Below are 17064 nucleotides of genomic sequence, written 5' to 3'. Positions count from 1 at the left end.
AGGCATCCGACGACGAGGGGCGAGAACCCCGAGGAGGTCTTTCGATGCTTCAGGCACGGCGTATCGCGTTGCTGTCCACGTCCGACACCGATCTGCTGTCCGCCCGGGCCAGCGGCGCGGCGTATCGGCTCGGAAATCCGTCGCGCCACGACCTCGAGCCGCTGCTCGACGGCGTCGACGTGGTGGTGCTGCGCATCCTGGGTTCGTCGGCGGAGATCACCGACGAGCTGCGCCTGCTGCGCGCCACCGGCCTGCCGCTGGTGGTGCTCGGGGGGGAGCGTTCGCCCAGCGCCGAGCTCATGGAGTGCTCCACCGTCCCGATCGGGCTGGCCGCGCAGGCGCACGCCTATCTCGCCGAAGGCGGGCCGGCCAACCTTGCTCAACTACACGCGTTCCTGTGTGACACGGTGCTGCTCACCGGGGAGGGCTTCGAGGAGCCGGCGGTGATCCCGGATTGGGGCTACGGCCAGCGGGAGGCGGTCGGCGGCCCGGAGTCGCTGCGGGTCGGGGTGGTCTACTACCGGGCCCATGAGGTCAGCGGCAACGCCGGCTTCGCGCACGCATTGGCCGACGCCATCGATGCCACCGGCCGCGCGGTCGGTGTGCCGATCTTCGCCGCGTCACTGCGCAATGCCCCCGACGAGCTCTTCGAGGCGCTCGGCGACCTGGATGCGGTGGTCGTGTGCATGCTGGCGGCCGGTGGAGCCATGAACGCCACCGCCAGTGTCAGTGCCGGCGACGACGACGGCGCCTGGGATATCGAACGGATCGCGGCACTGGACATACCGGTGTTCCAGGGTCTGTGCCTGGGATCGTCGCGCGCGGACTGGGCGGCCAACGACGACGGCGTCAGTCCGCTGGACTCGGCCACTCAGATCGCGATCCCGGAATTCGACGGCCGGGTCATCACGGTCCCGTTCTCGTTCAAGGAGATCGACGACGACGGGTTGCCGCACTACGTCGCCGATACCGAGCGCTGCGCCCGGGTTGCGGGCGTGGCGGTGAATCACGCTGCCCTGCGGCGCATCCCCAATGGGGGCAAGAAGCTGGCGTTGGTGCTGTCGGCGTACCCGACCAAACACTCCCGGGTGGGCAACGCCGTCGGGCTGGACACTCCGGTCTCGGCGGTGCGGTTGCTGCGGCGGCTGGCCGAAGAAGGATATGACGTCGGCGACGGCTTCGGGGTGTTGGACATCGCGGACGAGACGACTGCCGGGGATCGACTGATTCACAACCTGATCGACGCCGGGGGTCAGGACGAGGACTGGTTGTCTGCCGCTCAGTTGGCCGGCGCGCAGGTGCGGGTGACCGCGCAGCAGTACGCCCAGTGGACCGCTGAGTTGCCCGATGAGCTGCGCGACGCGATGGCCACTGCGTGGGGGCCGGCGCCAGGCAAGCTGTTCGTCAACGACGCCGGCGAGATCGTCTTGGCCGCACTGCAATCCGGCAACATCGTGCTGATGATCCAGCCGCCCCGCGGATTCGGGGAGAACCCGGTGGCGATCTACCACGACCCGGAGCTGCCGCCGAGTCACCACTACCTGGCCGCCTACCGTTGGCTGAGCAGAGGTTTCGGTGCGCACGCGGTGATCCACCTGGGTAAGCACGGGTCGATGGAGTGGCTGCCCGGTAAGACCGCCGCGTTGTCGTCGGCCTGTGCCACCGACGCCATGATCGCCGACCTGCCCCTGATCTACCCGTTTCTGGTCAACGACCCCGGCGAAGGGGCGCAGGCCAAACGGCGGGCGCACGCCATCATCGTCGACCACCTCATCCCGCCGATGGCCCGTGCCGAGTCCTACGGTGACATCGCGCGACTCGAGCAGCTGCTCGACGAGTACGGCAACATCGCGAGCATGGACCCGGCCAAGCTGCCGGCCATCCGCGGCGAGATCTGGAACCTGATGCGGGCCGCGGAGATGCACCGTGACCTGGGCCTGGATGAGCGGCCCGACGATGAGGAGTTCGACGACTTCCTGCTGCACGTCGACGGCTGGCTCTGTGAGATCAAGGACGCCCAGATCCGTGACGGCCTGCACGTGCTGGGCGGCGCTCCGGCCGGTCCGGAACGGGTGAATCTGGTGCTGGCAATCCTGCGTGCCGCACAGGTCTGGGGCGGGGTGGACCATGCGGTGCCTGGCCTGCGGGCCGCGCTGGGACTCAAGGAGGAGGCCGCCGCGGCGGCCGTCGACGAGATCGAGGGCCGCGCCCGGCAGCTGGTCGAAGCCATGGAGGCGGCCGGCTGGGACGCCGGGGCCGCCGACACACTGCATCCCGACCCCGAGGTGTGCCGGGTGCTGCGATTCGCCGCCACCGAAGTGGTTCCGCGCCTGGCCGGCACGTCGGGGGAGCTGGACTCGGTGCTGCATGCGCTGTCCGGCGGCTTTGTCCGGCCTGGACCGTCCGGGTCGCCACTGCGGGGCTTGGTCAATGTGCTGCCCACCGGCCGCAACTTCTACACCGTCGACCCGCGTGCCGTGCCCTCGCGGCTGGCCTGGCAGACCGGGCAGGCGATGGCCGATTCGTTGGTGCGTCGCTACCTCGACGACACCGGCGGTTACCCGGAGTCTGTCGGATTGTCGGTCTGGGGGACCTCGGCGATGCGTACTTCCGGTGACGATGTCGCCGAGGTGCTGGCCCTGCTTGGAGTGCGACCCGAGTGGGACGAGGCGTCGCGGCGGGTGTCGGGACTTGAGGTCATCTCTCTGGAGGAGCTTGGTCGGCCGAGAATCGATGTGACGGTCCGGATTTCAGGGTTCTTCCGGGATGCCTTCCCGCACGTGGTGGCGATGCTCGACGACGCGGTGCAGATGGTCGCCACCCTGGACGAGCCCGCCGACGCCAACTTCGTCGCCGCGCACGCCCGTGCCGACTTGACCGAACACGGCGATCAGCGCCGCGCCACCACCCGGATCTTCGGCTCGGCGCCCGGCTCGTACGGGGCGGGAATCCTGCAGGTGATCGAGGCCGGGACCTGGCGCGATGACAAGGACCTCGCCGAGGTCTACACCACCTGGGGTGGCTTCGCCTACGGCCGCGGCCTGGGTGGTGCGCCCGCCGCCGAGGACATGCGCACCAACTATCGCCGGATCAAGGTGGCCGCCAAGAACATCGACACCCGTGAGCATGACATCGCCGACTCCGACGACTACTTCGTCTACCACGGCGGCATGATCGCGACCGTGCGGGCGCTGTCGGGCGCCGACCCGAAAGCCTATGTGGGGGACTCGACCTCGCCGGATGCCATCCGGACCCGCACCCTGGCCGAAGAGACTGCCCGGGTGTTTCGGGCTCGGGTGGTCAACCCGCGCTGGATCTCCGCCATGCGCCGGCACGGCTACAAGGGCGCCTTCGAGCTGGCCGCTACCGTCGACTACCTGTTCGGGTTCGACGCCACCGCGGGTGTGGTGCACGACTGGATGTACGAGAAGCTCGCCGCAGAATATGTGCTGGACCCGCAGACCCGGGAGTTCCTCGACAAGTCCAACCCCTGGGCGCTCCAAGGCATCGTGGAACGGTTGACCGAGGCCGCCGACCGCGGCTTGTGGGAGCACCCCGACCCGGAGACCATGGCAGCGTTGCGGCAGGCTTACCTGGACGTAGAGGGCGACCTGGAGGATCGGTGAAAGTCTGGATTCTCGGGATCGGCATGGGACCTCAGCACGTCACCGCCGAGGTCGCCGACGCACTGCGGGCGGCCGACTACGTGGTCGCCTCCGAGAAATCCTCTGACGACGGTCTTTTGGCGGTGCGCCGTGCTGTCGTCGACGCCTACGCGCCGGCGGTTCCCATCGTCGCGGTCGCCGATCCGGTGCGCGACCGCTCCCCGGGGCTCACGGAGCCCGACTATGCCCGCGCGGTGGCCGACTGGCATGCCGCCCGGGCGCAGCGCTACGCCGACGTGCTGCGGGCCCGCGGTGGGGTGGCCGCCTTCCTGGTCTGGGGCGACCCCGCCCTGTATGACTCGACCATCCGCATCGTCGACCGCGTGAAAGACCTTGGGGTGGATCTGGATTACCACATGCTGCCGGGAATCAGCGCCCCGCAACTGCTGGCCGCCCGGCACCGGATCGTGCTGCATGAGGTGGGCCGTCCGGTGCACATCACCACCGGACGCCGGCTGGCGCAGGCTGCTGCTGCCGGCCAGGAGAACATCGTGGCGATGCTCAACCCGGATGAGCTCGACCTCTCCGCGCTGGGCGACTGGATGATCTGGTGGGCCGCCAACCTCGGAGCGGCAGGGGAACGGTTGGTCAGCGGCCGGGTCCGCGATGTCGTGGGCCAGATCGCGGTCGCCCGAGCAGCAGCCAAGGCCGAGGCGGGTTGGGTGATGGATGTGTTCCTGGTGCGGCGGATCTGATGGCCGGAATTCTGATCGCCGGAACCACCAGCGATGCCGGCAAGACCGTGGTGGCCACCGGGGTGTGCCGGGCGCTGGCCCGCCGCGGGGTGCGGGTGGCGCCCTACAAGGCACAGAACATGTCGAACAACTCCATGGTGTGTGTCGACGCCGATGGTGTGCCCACGGAAATCGGCCGGGCGCAGTGGATTCAGGCCCTCGCCGCGCGCGCCACGCCGGATCCCACGATGAACCCGGTGCTCCTCAAACCCGGTAGTGATCAGCAGAGCCATGTGGTGCTCATGGGGCGGCCGTGGGGGACCCTGTCGTCGTCGAACTGGGTGCACGGCCGCGCCGAGCTGGCTGCGGCCGCGCACCGCGCCTACGACGATCTCGCCGGGCGTTACGACGTGATCGTCGCCGAAGGGGCGGGCAGTCCCACCGAGATCAACCTGCGCGCCGGCGACTACGTGAATATGGGCTTGGCGCGGCACGCCGGTCTGCCCACGGTGGTGGTCGGCGATGTGGATCGGGGGGGAGTGTTTGCGGCCTTCTTCGGTACCGTCGCCCTGCTCTCACCGGAGGATCAGGCGTTGGTGGCGGGGTTCATCGTGAACAAGTTCCGTGGCCGGTTGCGGTTGTTGGAGCCGGGCCTGGCGGATCTGGAGCGCCTCACCGGCCGGCGCGTCTTCGGCACCCTGCCGTGGAATCCGGAGCTGTGGCTGGACTCCGAGGACGCACTCGATCTGGACGGTCGACGCTCGGTGCGGGCCGGGGCGCGACGGGTCGCGGTCATCCGGCTGCCCCGGATCAGCAACTTCACGGACCTCGACGCACTGGGTCTAGAACCCGACCTGGACGTGGTGTTCGCCGCCGACCCGCGTGGGGTGTCCGACGCGGACCTGGTGGTGTTGCCGGGAACTCGGGCCACGATCCACGATCTGGCATGGCTGCGCTCACGCCGAATCGACGCCGCGATCGCCGCGCACGTCGCCGCGGGCAAACCCGTGTTGGGAATCTGCGGAGGTTTCCAGATGCTGGGGAAGAAGATCCGCGACCCTGACGGCATCGAGGGCGCGCCCGCCGAAGTGGCCGGGCTGGGCCTGCTGGACGTCGAAACCCGTTTCTCCGCCGCCAAAGTCCTGCGGCTTTCCGACGGCGGCTACGAGATACACCACGGTCAGATCACCCGCGGCCCAGCAGCCGGGACCGACGAGGCGTTTCCCGGTGGTGTCCGCACCGGCCAGGTTTTCGGCACCATGCGGCACGGGTGCCTGGAGGCCGACGCCTGGCGTGCGGCGTTCCTGGCCGAGACGTTGGGGCTGGCGGCGTCGGCGGTCTCTTTTCCCGCCGCCCGGGAGCGCCGGCTGGATCTGCTCGGTGATCTGATCGAAGAGCACTTGGATGTCGATGCCCTGCTGCGGCTCGCGGAGGGCGGGCCAGTGTCCGGGCTGCCGTTCTTGCCGCCGGGGGCACCGTGACCCGCCTGCTGCTGCTGGGGGGCACCGCCGAGGCGCGGGCGCTGGCCGATCACCTGGTCGCCGCGGGTATCGAGGTCACGACGTCGCTGGCCGGGCGGGTCGCCGATCCGCGGCTGCCGGTGGGGCTGGTTCGGGTCGGCGGATTCGGCGGAATCGATGGTCTGCGAGCGGCCTTGGCCGACTACGACGTCGTGGTGGACGCCACCCATCCGTTCGCGACCACGATGTCGGCCAACGCGGCCGCCGCGTGCGCCGCGGCCGGCCTGCCACTGCTGCGTCTGGAACGGCCCGGCTGGGTTCAGCGGGCCGGCCAGGCGTGGCACTGGGCCGACTCGCACATCCACGCCGCGCAGCTCGCCGCTCGGCTGGGGGGTCGGCCGGTGTTGACCATAGGCCGCCAACACTTGGCGGCCTACCTGCCGGCGCTGGCCGATGCGTCGGTGTTGGCGCGGGTCGTGGAGCCGCCTGCGATCAGCGTGCCGCCTCGTTGGTCGGTGGTCCGGGACCGCGGGCCCTACGCGCTGCCCGGCGAGCTCACGCTGTTGCGTGATCACCGCGCCGATGTCGTCGTCACCAAGGATTCCGGGGGCGACTACACGTGGCCGAAAATGGTGGCCGCGCAGGACCTCGGCCTGCCGGTGGTCATCGTGCGTCGGCCGGACCGGCCGGCGGGGGTGCCGGCGGTGTCCAACGTCGAAGCGGCCCTGGCCTGGGTCCTAACCGGCGGCCAAGGCGATCTGTAACGCCACGCCCGCGATCAGCAGCGCGGCCACCTTGAGCACTTCCAAACCGGCATAGGCGTAGTGGGCGCGGGACCGTTCGACGAATCCGCCTGCGGGGTCGGTCTGCGCGGCCAGCACCGCGTCCGAGCGTCGAGTCAGCCGCGGCCGGACCACCAGTATCTGCGTGGCCAGCACCGCCACCGCAGCGCACACCCCGGCCAGCGCCAACCAGCCCGGGGGATCGGCCGCGACCGCCGCCACCACGACCGTCGCCAGCACCACTTCCACTCCGTTGAGGGCACGAAACACCAGCCGGCCGATACCCAGCCCCAGTGCGATGGTGATTCCGGGAGCCCGGAACTTCAGGGGCGCTTCCAGGAACGAGATCGCCAGCACCATGCCCAGCCAGGTAAAGACGATCGCCGCCGCGAGAGCGCTCATGCCACTACCTCCACAATTATCTGTGCCTATCGGTTGCAGATAACCTATTTACGTCGGGCGGCGACGTACAAGAGTCTTTGGGCGGTAATCCACGCCATCGGCGGTCGGGCAGACTGGCAGGCGTGATTGTGGAACATGGAGTACTGCCCATCCGGCCAGGCAGCGAGGCCGATTTCGAAGCAGCGTTCGCCATGGCGCGCCCGTTGATTGCCGCTGCGCCCGGATTCCTTGGGATTTCGATGTCCCGATCGGTCGAGTCGCCGAATCTGTACCTGCTGCTGGTGCGGTGGGAGAACATTGAGGCGCACACCGAGGGCTTCCGGAAGTCGCCGGAATTCGAGCAGTGGCGTGCGTTGTTGCACCCCTTCTACGAATCGCCCCCGGTGATCGAGCATTTTGTGGATATCGGCTAAGGAGATGGTCGCCCATGGACGCGCAACGAACCCTGGAGTTCAACGCTCGTAACATCGCGGAGTTCCGCGCCAACGGCGGAAAACTGGGCGGACGGTTCGAGGGCGCCCCGGTGCTGTTGCTGACCACCACCGGGGCCAAATCGGGGCAACCGCGCACCAGCCCGATGATGTATCTGCCCGAGGGTGAGCGGATCATCGTGTTCGCCTCCAACGAAGGCAAGGACAACCATCCGAGCTGGTACCACAACCTGCGGGCGAATCCCTCGGCGACTGTCGAACTCGGCACCGACACCTTTGCGGTGACGGCCACCGAGATCACCGGCGCCGAACATGACCGGCTCTATGGGATCCAGGCGCAGCGCTACCCGGGTTTCGCCACCTACCGGGAGCGCACCGAACGGATCATTCCGGTGGTCGAGCTGATCAGAGACGACGCCTGACCCACACCGTGGATCACAGGATGTAGAGCATCTCCTGATAGGTCGGCAGCGGCCACAGGTCGTCGGCCACCACACTCTCCAACGTGTCGGCGGCGGCCCGGACCTCGGCCATGGCGGGCAACAGCGCGTGCTGAGCATGCTTGGCTTCATCGAGCGCGGACTCCGCCGAGTGATCCGACAGCGCCTTCTTCAAGGTGTCCAGGGCCTCGACGAGCGCGCTGATCGGCTCCGAGATGTTCTGCAGGAGCGTCAGACTCGGTGTCACACCGGCCGCGGTCAATGCCGCGACGTTCTGCGCGAGCTCGGTTTGGTAGCGGATCGCGGCCGGCAGGATGGTGGTCGAGCCGAGCTCCAAAGCGAGCTTGGCCTCCACGCCGATGGTCAGCGCGTACTGTTCCAGGCGCACTTCGTAGCGGCTGTGCAGCTCACGCTCGTTGAACACGCCGTACTTCTCGAAGACCTCGACCGCCTCGGGCTTGATCAGTTCCGGGATGGCGTCCAGCGTGGTCTTGAGGTTCAGCAGCCCGCGAGTAGCGGCCTCGGCCTGCCAGTTCTCCGAATAGCCGTCGCCGTTGAAGACCACCGCGCCGTGCTCGGTGATGACGTCGGTCAGCAGTTTCTGCACCGCGGTGTCGAACTCTTCGCCGTCGGCTACCGCCTTCTCCAGGATGGTGGCCAGGTAGTCGAATGAGTCGGCCATGATGGTGTTCAAGACGATCATCGGAACCGCGACGGTCTGGCCGGAGCCGGGTGCCCGGAACTCGAATCGGTTGCCGGTGAAAGCAAAGGGGCTGGTGCGGTTGCGGTCGCCCGGGTCGGTCGGCAGCTCCGGCAGCGTGTCGACGCCGATGATCATGCTGCCCTTGCCTTTTGACGACGTTGCAGCGCCCTTGGCGATCTGCTCGAAGACGTCCGCGAGCTGATCGCCGAGGAAGATCGAGATGATCGCCGGCGGCGCCTCATTGGCGCCCAGCCGGTGGTCGTTGGTGGCCGAGGCCACCGACACGCGCAGCAGTCCGCCGAACTTGTGCACGGCCCGGATGACCGCCGCGCAGAACACCAGGAATTGGGCGTTCTCATGCGGAGTGTCACCCGGCACCAGCAGCGAGCCCAACTCGGCATTGCCCACCGAGAAGTTGACGTGCTTTCCTGAGCCGTTCACCCCGGCGAAGGGCTTCTCGTGGAACAGGCACTCCATGCCGTGCTTCTTGGCAATGGTCTTGAACACGGTCATCAGCAACTGCTGGTGATCTGAGGCGATATTGGCCCGCTCGAACATTGGGGCCACCTCGAACTGAGCCGGGGCAACCTCGTTGTGGCGAGTCTTGGCCGGAATGCCGAGCTTGAACAGCTCGCGCTCGGTGTCCATCATGAAGCCCAGCACCCGTTCGGGGATCGCCCCGAAGTAGTGGTCGTCGAACTCCTGCCCCTTGGGCGGCTTGGCGCCGAACAAGGTGCGGCCGGCGTTGATCAAGTCGGGCCGTGCCAGGAAGAAGTGCCGGTCGACCAGGAAGTACTCCTGCTCGGGGCCGCAGAACGAGACCACCTTCTCCAAGTTCTGGTGCCCGAAGAGCTTCAGAATGCGCTCGGCGTGCACACCCATGGCCTGTTGGCTGCGCAGCAGGGGGGTCTTGTAGTCCAGAGCCTCACCGGTCATCGACACGAACACCGTGGGGATGCACAGGGTGTTGCCGTTGGGGTTCTCCAGGATGTAGGCGGGGCTGGTCACGTCCCACCCGGTGTAGCCGCGGGCCTCGAACGTCGATCGCAGACCTCCGGACGGGAAGCTCGATGCGTCAGGCTCGCCCTGGGTCAGGGTCTTGCCGGCGAACTCAGCCAGCGCCTGGCCGTCCGAAACCGGCTCGAGGAAGCTGTCGTGCTTTTCTGCGGTCAGCCCGGTCATCGGGTAGAAGACGTGCGCGTAGTGGGTCGCGCCCTTCTCCATCGCCCAGTCCTTCATCACAGCGGCAACCGCATCGGCCACCGTCGGATCCAGCTTGGCGCCCTTTTCGATGGTCGCTACCACCGATTTGTAGGTCGCCTTAGGAAGCCGTGACCGCATCTCCGCCTTGGTGAATACGTTGGCGCCGAAGATCTCACCCGGGTCCTTTGCAGGGTCAAAGCTGAAAGCGGGGGGCACATGGGCCTCGACTTGCGCAATCGCCTGCAAGCGGGTGGCGTTTCCACTCAATGGACTTCCTTCCGTTTCACTGGGCGTGAGTTGCTTCACCTTAGGAAGGTTTGATGGCGGAGCTGTTACGGCAATGTCACGGGCGCAATTCGCGGATTGGCACAATCGTCAATTCATTGACGGTTCTCCGCAGACCTGGTCGCTGCGGGGGCAACAACTCCTTTTACCGCGCGATCCCGCCGGCCAGACACCAGGTCACCGCAGCCAGCAGGGCGCCGACGCCCACCCGCCGGGCCAGTCGCGTGCTCCGCGGAATATCCGACGGCACGGGCGCGCGCCCGCCGCCTATCCGCGCCCGGTCTTCGCGCCGATTCCCGTAGTAGGTGTTGACCCCACCGAGCTGCAGGCCCAGCGCACCGGCAAACGAGGCCTCGACCACTCCGGCATTGGGACTGGGATGACGGCGTGCGTCGCGGTGCCACGCTCGCAGCGCGCCGCCGGGATCGGGACCCAGCACAGCCGCCAGGACGCCGCTGAGTCGGGACGCCGGCAATCCGAGCAGGTCATCCAGGCGGGCAGCCGCCCAGCCGAACCGGTCGTAGCGGGCGTTGCGGTGGCCGATCATGGCGTCCAGCGTGTTGGCGGTGCGGTGGGCGACCAAGCCGGGCACTCCGGCGATCGCTCCCCACACCAACGACGCCACCACCGCATCGGAGGTGTTCTCCGCCACGGATTCGACGACCGCCCGGGCGATCTCGTCGGGTTCCAGCGCGGTCGTGTCACGACCGACCAGATTGCGTACCCGGGTCCGGGCGGAATCCAGGTCGCCGGCGGCCAGGAAGGCCTGTACCGCATCGGCTTCGCGTTCGAGCGATCGGCCGCCGAGCACCGCCCAGGTTACGGCGGCGGTCAGCGCCGTGCGGGCCCAGGGCCTTCGGGCCGCATATTCGGCCGCATACGCCGCACCGGCGGCGCCACCGACCAGGACCAGCACGTGGGCCACCCCGGTTGCCCGATCGTCGCGATAGATCCGCCGCTCCAACGCCGACGCGCAGGTCCCGAATCCGGCCACCGGGTGCAGCCGCCGGGGATCGCCCCAGGCGCGGTCGGCGGCGTAGCCCAGGGCCAGGCCGAGTGCCCGAGGTGCGATCACCGCCGGGTCCGGTCGAGTGCGGCCAGCAGCTGATCGGTCAGGTCCGGGGGTCGTACCGCGATCCGTACCCAACTGTCGTCCAGTCCCGGGAAGGTGTCCGCGCGGCGCACGGCAATACCGTTCTCACGCAACGCCGTATGCACTCCGCGGCCGACCTGGGCCAGCACGAAGGGAGCCGGGCCCGCGACCAACCGCACCTCGCGTGCGGCAAGCCCCTCACCTAGGTGCGCTCGCCAGGTGGCCAACTGCCTTGCCCGGCGATCACTTTCGTGCGCTGCCCGCTCATCCGAGCAGACCCGCATGGCGGCCAGCGCCGAGGCGGACACCGACCAGGGGATCTGCAGTCGCGCCGCTTCGGCGAGCAGCGCGGGATCACCGAGCAGGTATCCCGCGCGAACGCCGGGGATCGACCAGTGCTTGGTCAGGCTGCGGCTGATCAGCAGGCCCGAAATTGACTCCCCAGAAAGGGTTTCCGGTTCGCCGGGGATCGCGTCGAGAAATGCCTCATCGATCAGCACCACCCGGCCTGGGCGCAGTAGCCGGCGCAGCGTCTGTGCCGGGTGCAGCACCCCGGTCGGATTGGTCGGATTGCCCACGATCACCAGGTCGGCATCGGCGGGCACCGCGTCGGGGTGCAGCGCGAAGCCGTCATCGGCCCGGCACAGCACCGTGGTGACGGTGTGGCCGGCGGCGGTCAGTGCGGCATGGGGGCCGGTGTACTGCGGATGCACCACCACGGGGTGACGCCAGGGGCGCATGCGGGCCATCAGGTCGAAGGCCTCGGACGCTCCCGCGGTGGGCAGCACCTGTGCGGCGGTGACACCATGCCGGGCGGCCAACGCGGCGTGGGCTGCCGATGCCTGCGGGTACGCCACGGCATCGTCGAGTGACGCGTGCAGGGCGTGCTCGAGCCAGTCCGGGCGCGGCCCGGCGTAGACGTTGACCGCGAAATCGAGCAGCCCAGAGGCCGCCTCGATATCGCCGTGATGGTGCAGATCGGGGCCGCTGAAGCCGTGCACCGCCTCGGTGAAACGTTGCGCCAGCGCGGGATACCCGGCCCAATGCGTGTGCAGGTAGGAGGCATGCAGGCTCGCCGAGGCGTAGCCGTCCGGCCCGCCGGGAAGCTCCCAGGCCGCGTCGACGGGACGATCGAAAGTGACCCGAGTCCGGTGGAATTCGTGGCCGGTGACTTGATCGCCGGCTCGCGTCAGCAGGGTGTCGGCCCCCGCGGTGGCCTCCCGGTAGCCCAGCGTCAGGCGCGGGGTCATCGCCGCGCAGCCCGGCAGGGCCCCGACCCCGTCGTCGTCACCCACTCGCCGGCACAGGTACGCCAGTCCGCCGCACTCGGCGACGGTCGGCACTCCCGCCGCGATCGCGGCCCGCAGTGCACCCAACAATGCGGTGTTGGCGCCCAGGTGCTCGGCGTAGACCTCGGGGAACCCGCCGCCCAGGTAGATGCCGGCGGTTCCGGCCGGCAGCGCAGTGTCGGTGAGTGGATCGAAGCTCACCACTTCGCAACCCGCGGCGCGCAGCAGCTCGAATGTCTCGGTGTAGCCGAACGTGAACGCTCGCCCCGCGGCGACAGCCACCACCGGCCGGCGCGGCGACGCGGCGGTGATGTGGGCGGCAGGGTCCCAGGCGCTGCCGGACAACCCCGGAGCCTGGCGTGCCAGTTCCAGCAGCGTGTCCAGCTCCACGCACTGCTCCATCAGCTCGGCCAGCCGGGCGATCATGGCGGCCGACTCGTCACGCTCGGCCGCCGGCACCAGGCCCAGATGCCGTGACGGCGTGTGGACTCCTGTGTCGCGGGGCAACACCCCGAGCACCGGAATGCCACTGGGGCGCAACGCGGCAACCACTTCGTCGGCGTGTCGGGAGCTGCCGGCCTTGTTCAGTACCACCCCGGCGACGTGTACCGAAGGATCGAAACCGGCCAGGCCGGCCACCACCGCCGCATGCGTCCGCGAAGCGTGCGAGACGTCGACGACCAACACCACCGGCGTGGTCGTCAGCGCCGCGACATGGGCGGTGGAGGCCTCGCCTTCGGTACCCAGGCGTCCGTCGAAAAGCCCCATCACGCCTTCGATCACGGCGATATCCGCCCCTGCCGCGCCGTGCAGCAGCAAGGGCACGATGCGTTGCGGCCCCACCAGGTAGGGATCCAGGTTGCGGGCCGGCCGGCCGGTGGCCAGCGCGTGATAGCCGGGGTCGATGTAGTCCGGGCCGACCTTGTGGCCGCTGACCTGCATGCCGCGGGCGGACAGCGCCGCCATCAGCCCGACTGCCACCGTGGTCTTGCCGTGCCCGGATGCCGGCGCAGCGATCACCACCCGGGGCAGCGGAACGGCCACGCTCACCATTCGATGCCGCGCTGGCCCTTCTGGCCGGCGTCCATCGGATGTTTGATGTTGCCCATTTCGGTGACCAGGTCGGCGATCTCGATCAGCCTCGGGTCGGCACGCCTGCCGGTGATGACGACGTGCTGGTGGCCCGGCCGGTTGGCCAACGTCTCCACGACGTCGTCGACGTCCACCCATCCCCAGCCCATCGGATAGGTGAACTCGTCCAGGATGTAGAGGTCATGGGTCTGTGCCGCCAGGCGTTCCTTGATCTGGGCCCAGCCCTCGGCGGCGTCGCCGGCGTGATCCTCGACGCCGCCGGCCTTGCGGCTCCATGACCAGCCCGATCCCATCTTGTGCCACTGGACCGGGCCGCCCTCGCCGGTCTCGGTGTGCAGTGCGCCTAGCCGCTCGAGCACGCTCTGTTCGCCAACGCGCCATTTCGCCGACTTCACGAACTGGAAGACGCCGATGTCGAAGCCCTGATTCCAGCCGCGCAGCGCCAACCCGAATGCCGCCGTGGACTTCCCCTTGCCGTCGCCGGTGTGCACCATCAGCAGCGGACGGTTTCGGCGTTGGCGGGTGGTCAGGTTGTCGTCAGGCACCGTCAACGGTTGTCCCTGCGGCATCAGGCGGCTCCTCGTCCGGTGGCGTCGCGGACGACGCCGGTCAGTGCCTCGGCGCTCACCTGGGGCAGGGCGACGTATTCGGCGCCCAGTCGCTCGGCCAGCGTGCGGGCCAGCCCGAGCCGCATCCGGCCGCTCTCGCAGTCCACTACGACCGACGAAAAGCCTTGTCGGGCAATGCTGTCGGCGGCAGTCAGGGATCGTGATACTGGGTCGGTACCGGAGGTGGCGCGGCCGTCTGTCAGGACCACGAGCAGTGGACGGCAGGCCGGGTCGCGCAGGCGCTCCCGGCGAATGAGCTCGGTGGCCTCCACCAGCCCCTCAGCCAGAGGGGTACGGCCACCGGCGGGCAACTCATCGAGCCGAGCGGCGGCCACCTCCACCGAACCGGTCGCGGGCAACACCAACTCCGCCCGGGTATCCCGGAATGTCACCACCGCCACCCGGTCCCGGCGCCGGTAGGCGTCCAGCAGCAGCGACACGATCGCGGTCTTGACATGGCGCATCCGCTCCGCGGCCGCCATCGACCCGGAGGTGTCGACCACGAACAGCACCAGGTTGGCCTCCCGGCCCTCGCGAACCGCGCGCCGCAGATCGGCCGCCGCCAGAATCATCGGCCCCTGCTCTCGGCCCCGGGCACCCTGATGCGGTGCGGCGGCCCGCAGCGTCTCGAACAGATGTAGGCCGCCGGTGGTGGCGGCCGCGGTGGCACCCACCCGGCGCCCCGAACTGGTGCGCGCCCTGCTGCGTCGGCCGCTGCGTCCCTCGCCCACGCCGTCGACCGAGAACAGTCTTGCCCGGTAAGGGGAGTCGGCGCCCACTGTCGAGGTGGATCCGGGTGTCGACTGGGGTGTTCCGGTCTGATCCGAGCGGGGCGCGGCGTGCCCGTCATCGGGCGGACCGTCCGGTTGTGGACCGTCCGGCTCGGGGTCGGGCTCGGGATCGGGCCCACGGTCCGGCGGGAGCAGCTCGTCGAGCTCGGACTCGTCCAGCCCCGGGGCATCGAAAGGCTTGCGCCTGCGCCGATGCGGCAGGGCCAGCCGGGCCGCCACCCGGAGATCTTCGAGCGTCACCGCGTCGCGTCCCTGCCACGCCGCATGCGCGACGGCGGTGCGGGCGCAGACGATGTCGCCGCGCAGGCCGTCGACGTCCAGCGCGGAGCAGATCTCACCGATCTTCACCAGCACTGTGTCCGTGAGCGCCACCTGCGGCAGTAGCTGTTGGGCCTGACGGATTCGGGACCGCACCCGGTCTTCGGCTGCAGCGTAGGTGGCGGCGAAACCGGCCGGATCGGCGTCGAAGGCCAGTCGCCGGCGCACCGCCTCGGCCCGCAGCGCCGGATCACGTGGCGCGGCGACTTCGACGGTCAGCCCGAATCGATCGAGCAGTTGGGGACGCAGCTCGCCTTCCTCGGGGTTCATGGTCCCGACGATCACGAAACGTGCCGCATGGGTCACCGAAATCGAGTCGCGCTCCACGGTGAGGCGTCCCATCGCGGCGGCGTCCAGCAGCAGGTCCACCAGGTGATCTGCCAGCAGGTTGACCTCGTCGACGTAGAGGATGCCGCGGTTGGCCCGGGCCAACAGTCCGGGCTCGAACTCCACGGTGCCACCGCCGAGCGCCCGCCCCAGGTGGATGGAACCCACCACCCGGTCCTCGGTGGCACCCACCGGCAGCTCGACCAGGCGAACAGGGCGGGTCTCGACGGGGGTGTCGGACGCGAACGGGCCGTCGGGGGAGAGCGGGTTCGGCTCAGTGGGATCCGAAGAGAACCGGTCGCCGGCCACCACGTCGATCGGCGGCAGCACCTGGGCCAGGGCCCGGACCAGCGTCGATTTGGCGGTGCCCTTCTCGCCGCGGATCAGCACGCCGCCGATACCGGGGGAGATCGTGCTCAAGATAAGCGCCAGCGCCATGTCGTCGAGGCCGCCCGGATCGTCCGGGTCGCCGCCGAGGACGGCAGGAAAGGGGTACAGCTGTTGCATGGAGGCTCCGCTCGTGTGGCCAACATCTGTTGGCGACGCGAAGCCGGTATTCGGACTGACCGGGGCGCATCGGAATGCGCCGCGGAACACCGTAGCGGGCCTGTGTCGGAGTCACACCGACTTCCCTGGCACTTCGCGCCGATACCCTAACACCCGGGGCCGCAGACCCCGACCGAGAGAAAGGGCACAGGACCAGTGAGTGCACCCGAAGCAGACTTGACCGGATGGGTCGCCGAGCCGTTCACCGGCGGTGAGTTCACCCACGACGTATATCGCAAGGGCCAGGGCCCCGGCGTTGTGCTGATCCCCGAGATCCCGGGCGCGCACCCCGGCGTGCTGGCATTGGGAAATCACTTGGTGGACAACGGTTTCACCGTGGCGATTCCCTCGCTGTTCGGCCAACCCGGCAAGGCGATCACACCCGGCTACGCATTGACGACGATCGCCCGTGCCTGCGTGACGCGCGAGTTCGCCGCGTTCGCCACCGACAAGCAGCGGCCGGTCACCCAGTTTCTGCGGGCGCTGGCGCGTGACCTCAACGCCAAGACCCCCGGAAAGGGAGTCGGGGTGATCGGCGAGTGCTTCACCGGAGGCTTCGCCCTGGCCGCGGCCGTCGACGACGCCGTGCTGGCCCCCGTGCTCAGCCAGCCTTCCGTGCCGATCCCGCTCACGCCGAAGCAGCGCCGCGACCCCGGCCTCTCGGAGGTGGAGCTGGGCGTCGTCGCCGACCGGGCCGCCAGCGACGGCCTGTGCGCGCTGGGTCTGCGATTCAGTGAGGACAAGATGGCCCCCGGGGACCGCTTCGCGACGCTCAAGGCCCGGCTCGGGGACGCCTTCGAGGTGATCGAGATCGACTCGTCGCCGGGCAACCCGCACGGTCTGTCGCGGATGGCGCACTCGGTACTCACCGACCAGGTTCGCGAAGTCGACGGCCACCCGGCCTACGAGGCGCGCAAACGAGTAGTGCAGTTCCTGACCGAGCGCCTGACATAGC

Annotated in this window: 13 protein-coding genes and 1 riboswitch; of the genes, 7 read left to right on the top strand and 6 right to left on the bottom strand. The window is 69.0% G+C overall.

Annotation, left to right across the window (positions count from 1 at the left end):
* Positions 1–44: 44 nt before the first annotated feature.
* From G6N09_RS04275 to G6N09_RS04260, 4 genes are read left to right on the top strand one after another with little or no spacing between them, the layout of a single operon-like run.
* Positions 45–3626: a cobaltochelatase subunit CobN gene (locus tag G6N09_RS04275; protein ID WP_083023606.1), complete on the top strand. Its 3582-nt coding sequence runs from the start codon at positions 45–47 to the stop codon at positions 3624–3626.
* Positions 3623–4360, top strand: coding sequence for a precorrin-6A synthase (deacetylating) (gene cobF, locus G6N09_RS04270; protein WP_083023608.1), 738 nt, complete (start codon positions 3623–3625; stop codon positions 4358–4360). Before G6N09_RS04275 ends, cobF begins: the two co-directional genes overlap by 4 nt.
* Complete coding sequence (locus tag G6N09_RS04265) at positions 4360–5820, top strand: cobyric acid synthase (RefSeq protein ID WP_083023610.1); 1461 nt, start codon at positions 4360–4362, stop codon at positions 5818–5820. The genes cobF and G6N09_RS04265 overlap by 1 nt, the downstream gene beginning before the upstream one ends.
* Positions 5817–6563, top strand: a complete 747-nt coding sequence (locus G6N09_RS04260) for a cobalt-precorrin-6A reductase (protein ID WP_083023612.1) — start codon at positions 5817–5819, stop codon at positions 6561–6563. Before G6N09_RS04265 ends, G6N09_RS04260 begins: the two co-directional genes overlap by 4 nt.
* On the opposite strand, the gene G6N09_RS04255 is transcribed toward G6N09_RS04260, so the two are convergent.
* On the bottom strand, positions 6537–6983 hold the full coding sequence (locus G6N09_RS04255) for a hypothetical protein (RefSeq protein ID WP_083023614.1): 447 nt from the start codon (positions 6981–6983) through the stop codon (positions 6537–6539). The two genes, G6N09_RS04260 and G6N09_RS04255, sit on opposite strands and share 27 nt — an antisense overlap.
* Positions 6984–7105: 122 nt before the next feature.
* On the opposite strand from G6N09_RS04255, the gene G6N09_RS04250 reads away from it, so the two are divergent.
* Both G6N09_RS04250 and G6N09_RS04245 read left to right on the top strand, forming a co-directional pair.
* Complete coding sequence (locus G6N09_RS04250) at positions 7106–7396, top strand: antibiotic biosynthesis monooxygenase family protein (protein ID WP_083023616.1); 291 nt, start codon at positions 7106–7108, stop codon at positions 7394–7396.
* Between the two features lie 14 nt (positions 7397–7410).
* A complete protein-coding gene (locus G6N09_RS04245; protein ID WP_083023618.1) occupies positions 7411–7836 on the top strand; it encodes a nitroreductase family deazaflavin-dependent oxidoreductase in 426 nt (141 codons plus the stop codon).
* A gap of 13 nt (positions 7837–7849) precedes the next feature.
* On the opposite strand, the gene G6N09_RS04240 is transcribed toward G6N09_RS04245, so the two are convergent.
* From G6N09_RS04240 to G6N09_RS04220, 5 genes are all read right to left on the bottom strand, one after another.
* Positions 7850–10027, bottom strand: coding sequence for a glutamine synthetase III family protein (locus G6N09_RS04240; protein ID WP_083023932.1), 2178 nt, complete (start codon positions 10025–10027; stop codon positions 7850–7852).
* A 163-nt stretch (positions 10028–10190) separates the two neighbouring features.
* Positions 10191–11120: a cobalamin biosynthesis protein gene (locus G6N09_RS04235; protein ID WP_083023619.1), complete on the bottom strand. Its 930-nt coding sequence runs from the start codon at positions 11118–11120 to the stop codon at positions 10191–10193.
* A complete protein-coding gene (locus G6N09_RS04230; protein ID WP_234806932.1) occupies positions 11117–13471 on the bottom strand; it encodes a bifunctional hydrogenobyrinic acid a,c-diamide synthase/histidinol phosphate aminotransferase CobBC in 2355 nt (784 codons plus the stop codon). Before G6N09_RS04230 ends, G6N09_RS04235 begins: the two co-directional genes overlap by 4 nt.
* Before the next feature lie 2 nt (positions 13472–13473).
* Positions 13474–14088 carry a cob(I)yrinic acid a,c-diamide adenosyltransferase gene (gene cobO, locus G6N09_RS04225; RefSeq protein WP_083023621.1) on the bottom strand — a complete coding sequence of 205 codons (615 nt, stop codon included), beginning with the start codon at positions 14086–14088 and terminating at the stop codon, positions 13474–13476.
* On the bottom strand, positions 14088–16070 hold the full coding sequence (locus tag G6N09_RS04220) for a VWA domain-containing protein (protein ID WP_083023622.1): 1983 nt from the start codon (positions 16068–16070) through the stop codon (positions 14088–14090). The genes cobO and G6N09_RS04220 overlap by 1 nt, the downstream gene beginning before the upstream one ends.
* A gap of 24 nt (positions 16071–16094) precedes the next feature.
* Positions 16095–16221: riboswitch (cobalamin riboswitch) on the bottom strand.
* A 44-nt stretch (positions 16222–16265) separates the two neighbouring features.
* On the opposite strand from G6N09_RS04220, the gene G6N09_RS04215 reads away from it, so the two are divergent.
* Entirely contained in the window at positions 16266–17063 is a 798-nt protein-coding gene (locus G6N09_RS04215; RefSeq protein ID WP_083023623.1) for a dienelactone hydrolase family protein, read from the top strand.
* Position 17064 lies beyond the last annotated feature (1 nt).

Origin of the sequence: Mycolicibacter minnesotensis (assembly GCF_010731755.1) — a bacterium.
In the GTDB taxonomy this organism is placed as follows: Bacteria; Actinomycetota; Actinomycetes; order Mycobacteriales; family Mycobacteriaceae; genus Mycobacterium; species Mycobacterium minnesotense.
This window is presented reverse-complemented; position numbering and strand designations above follow the sequence as displayed.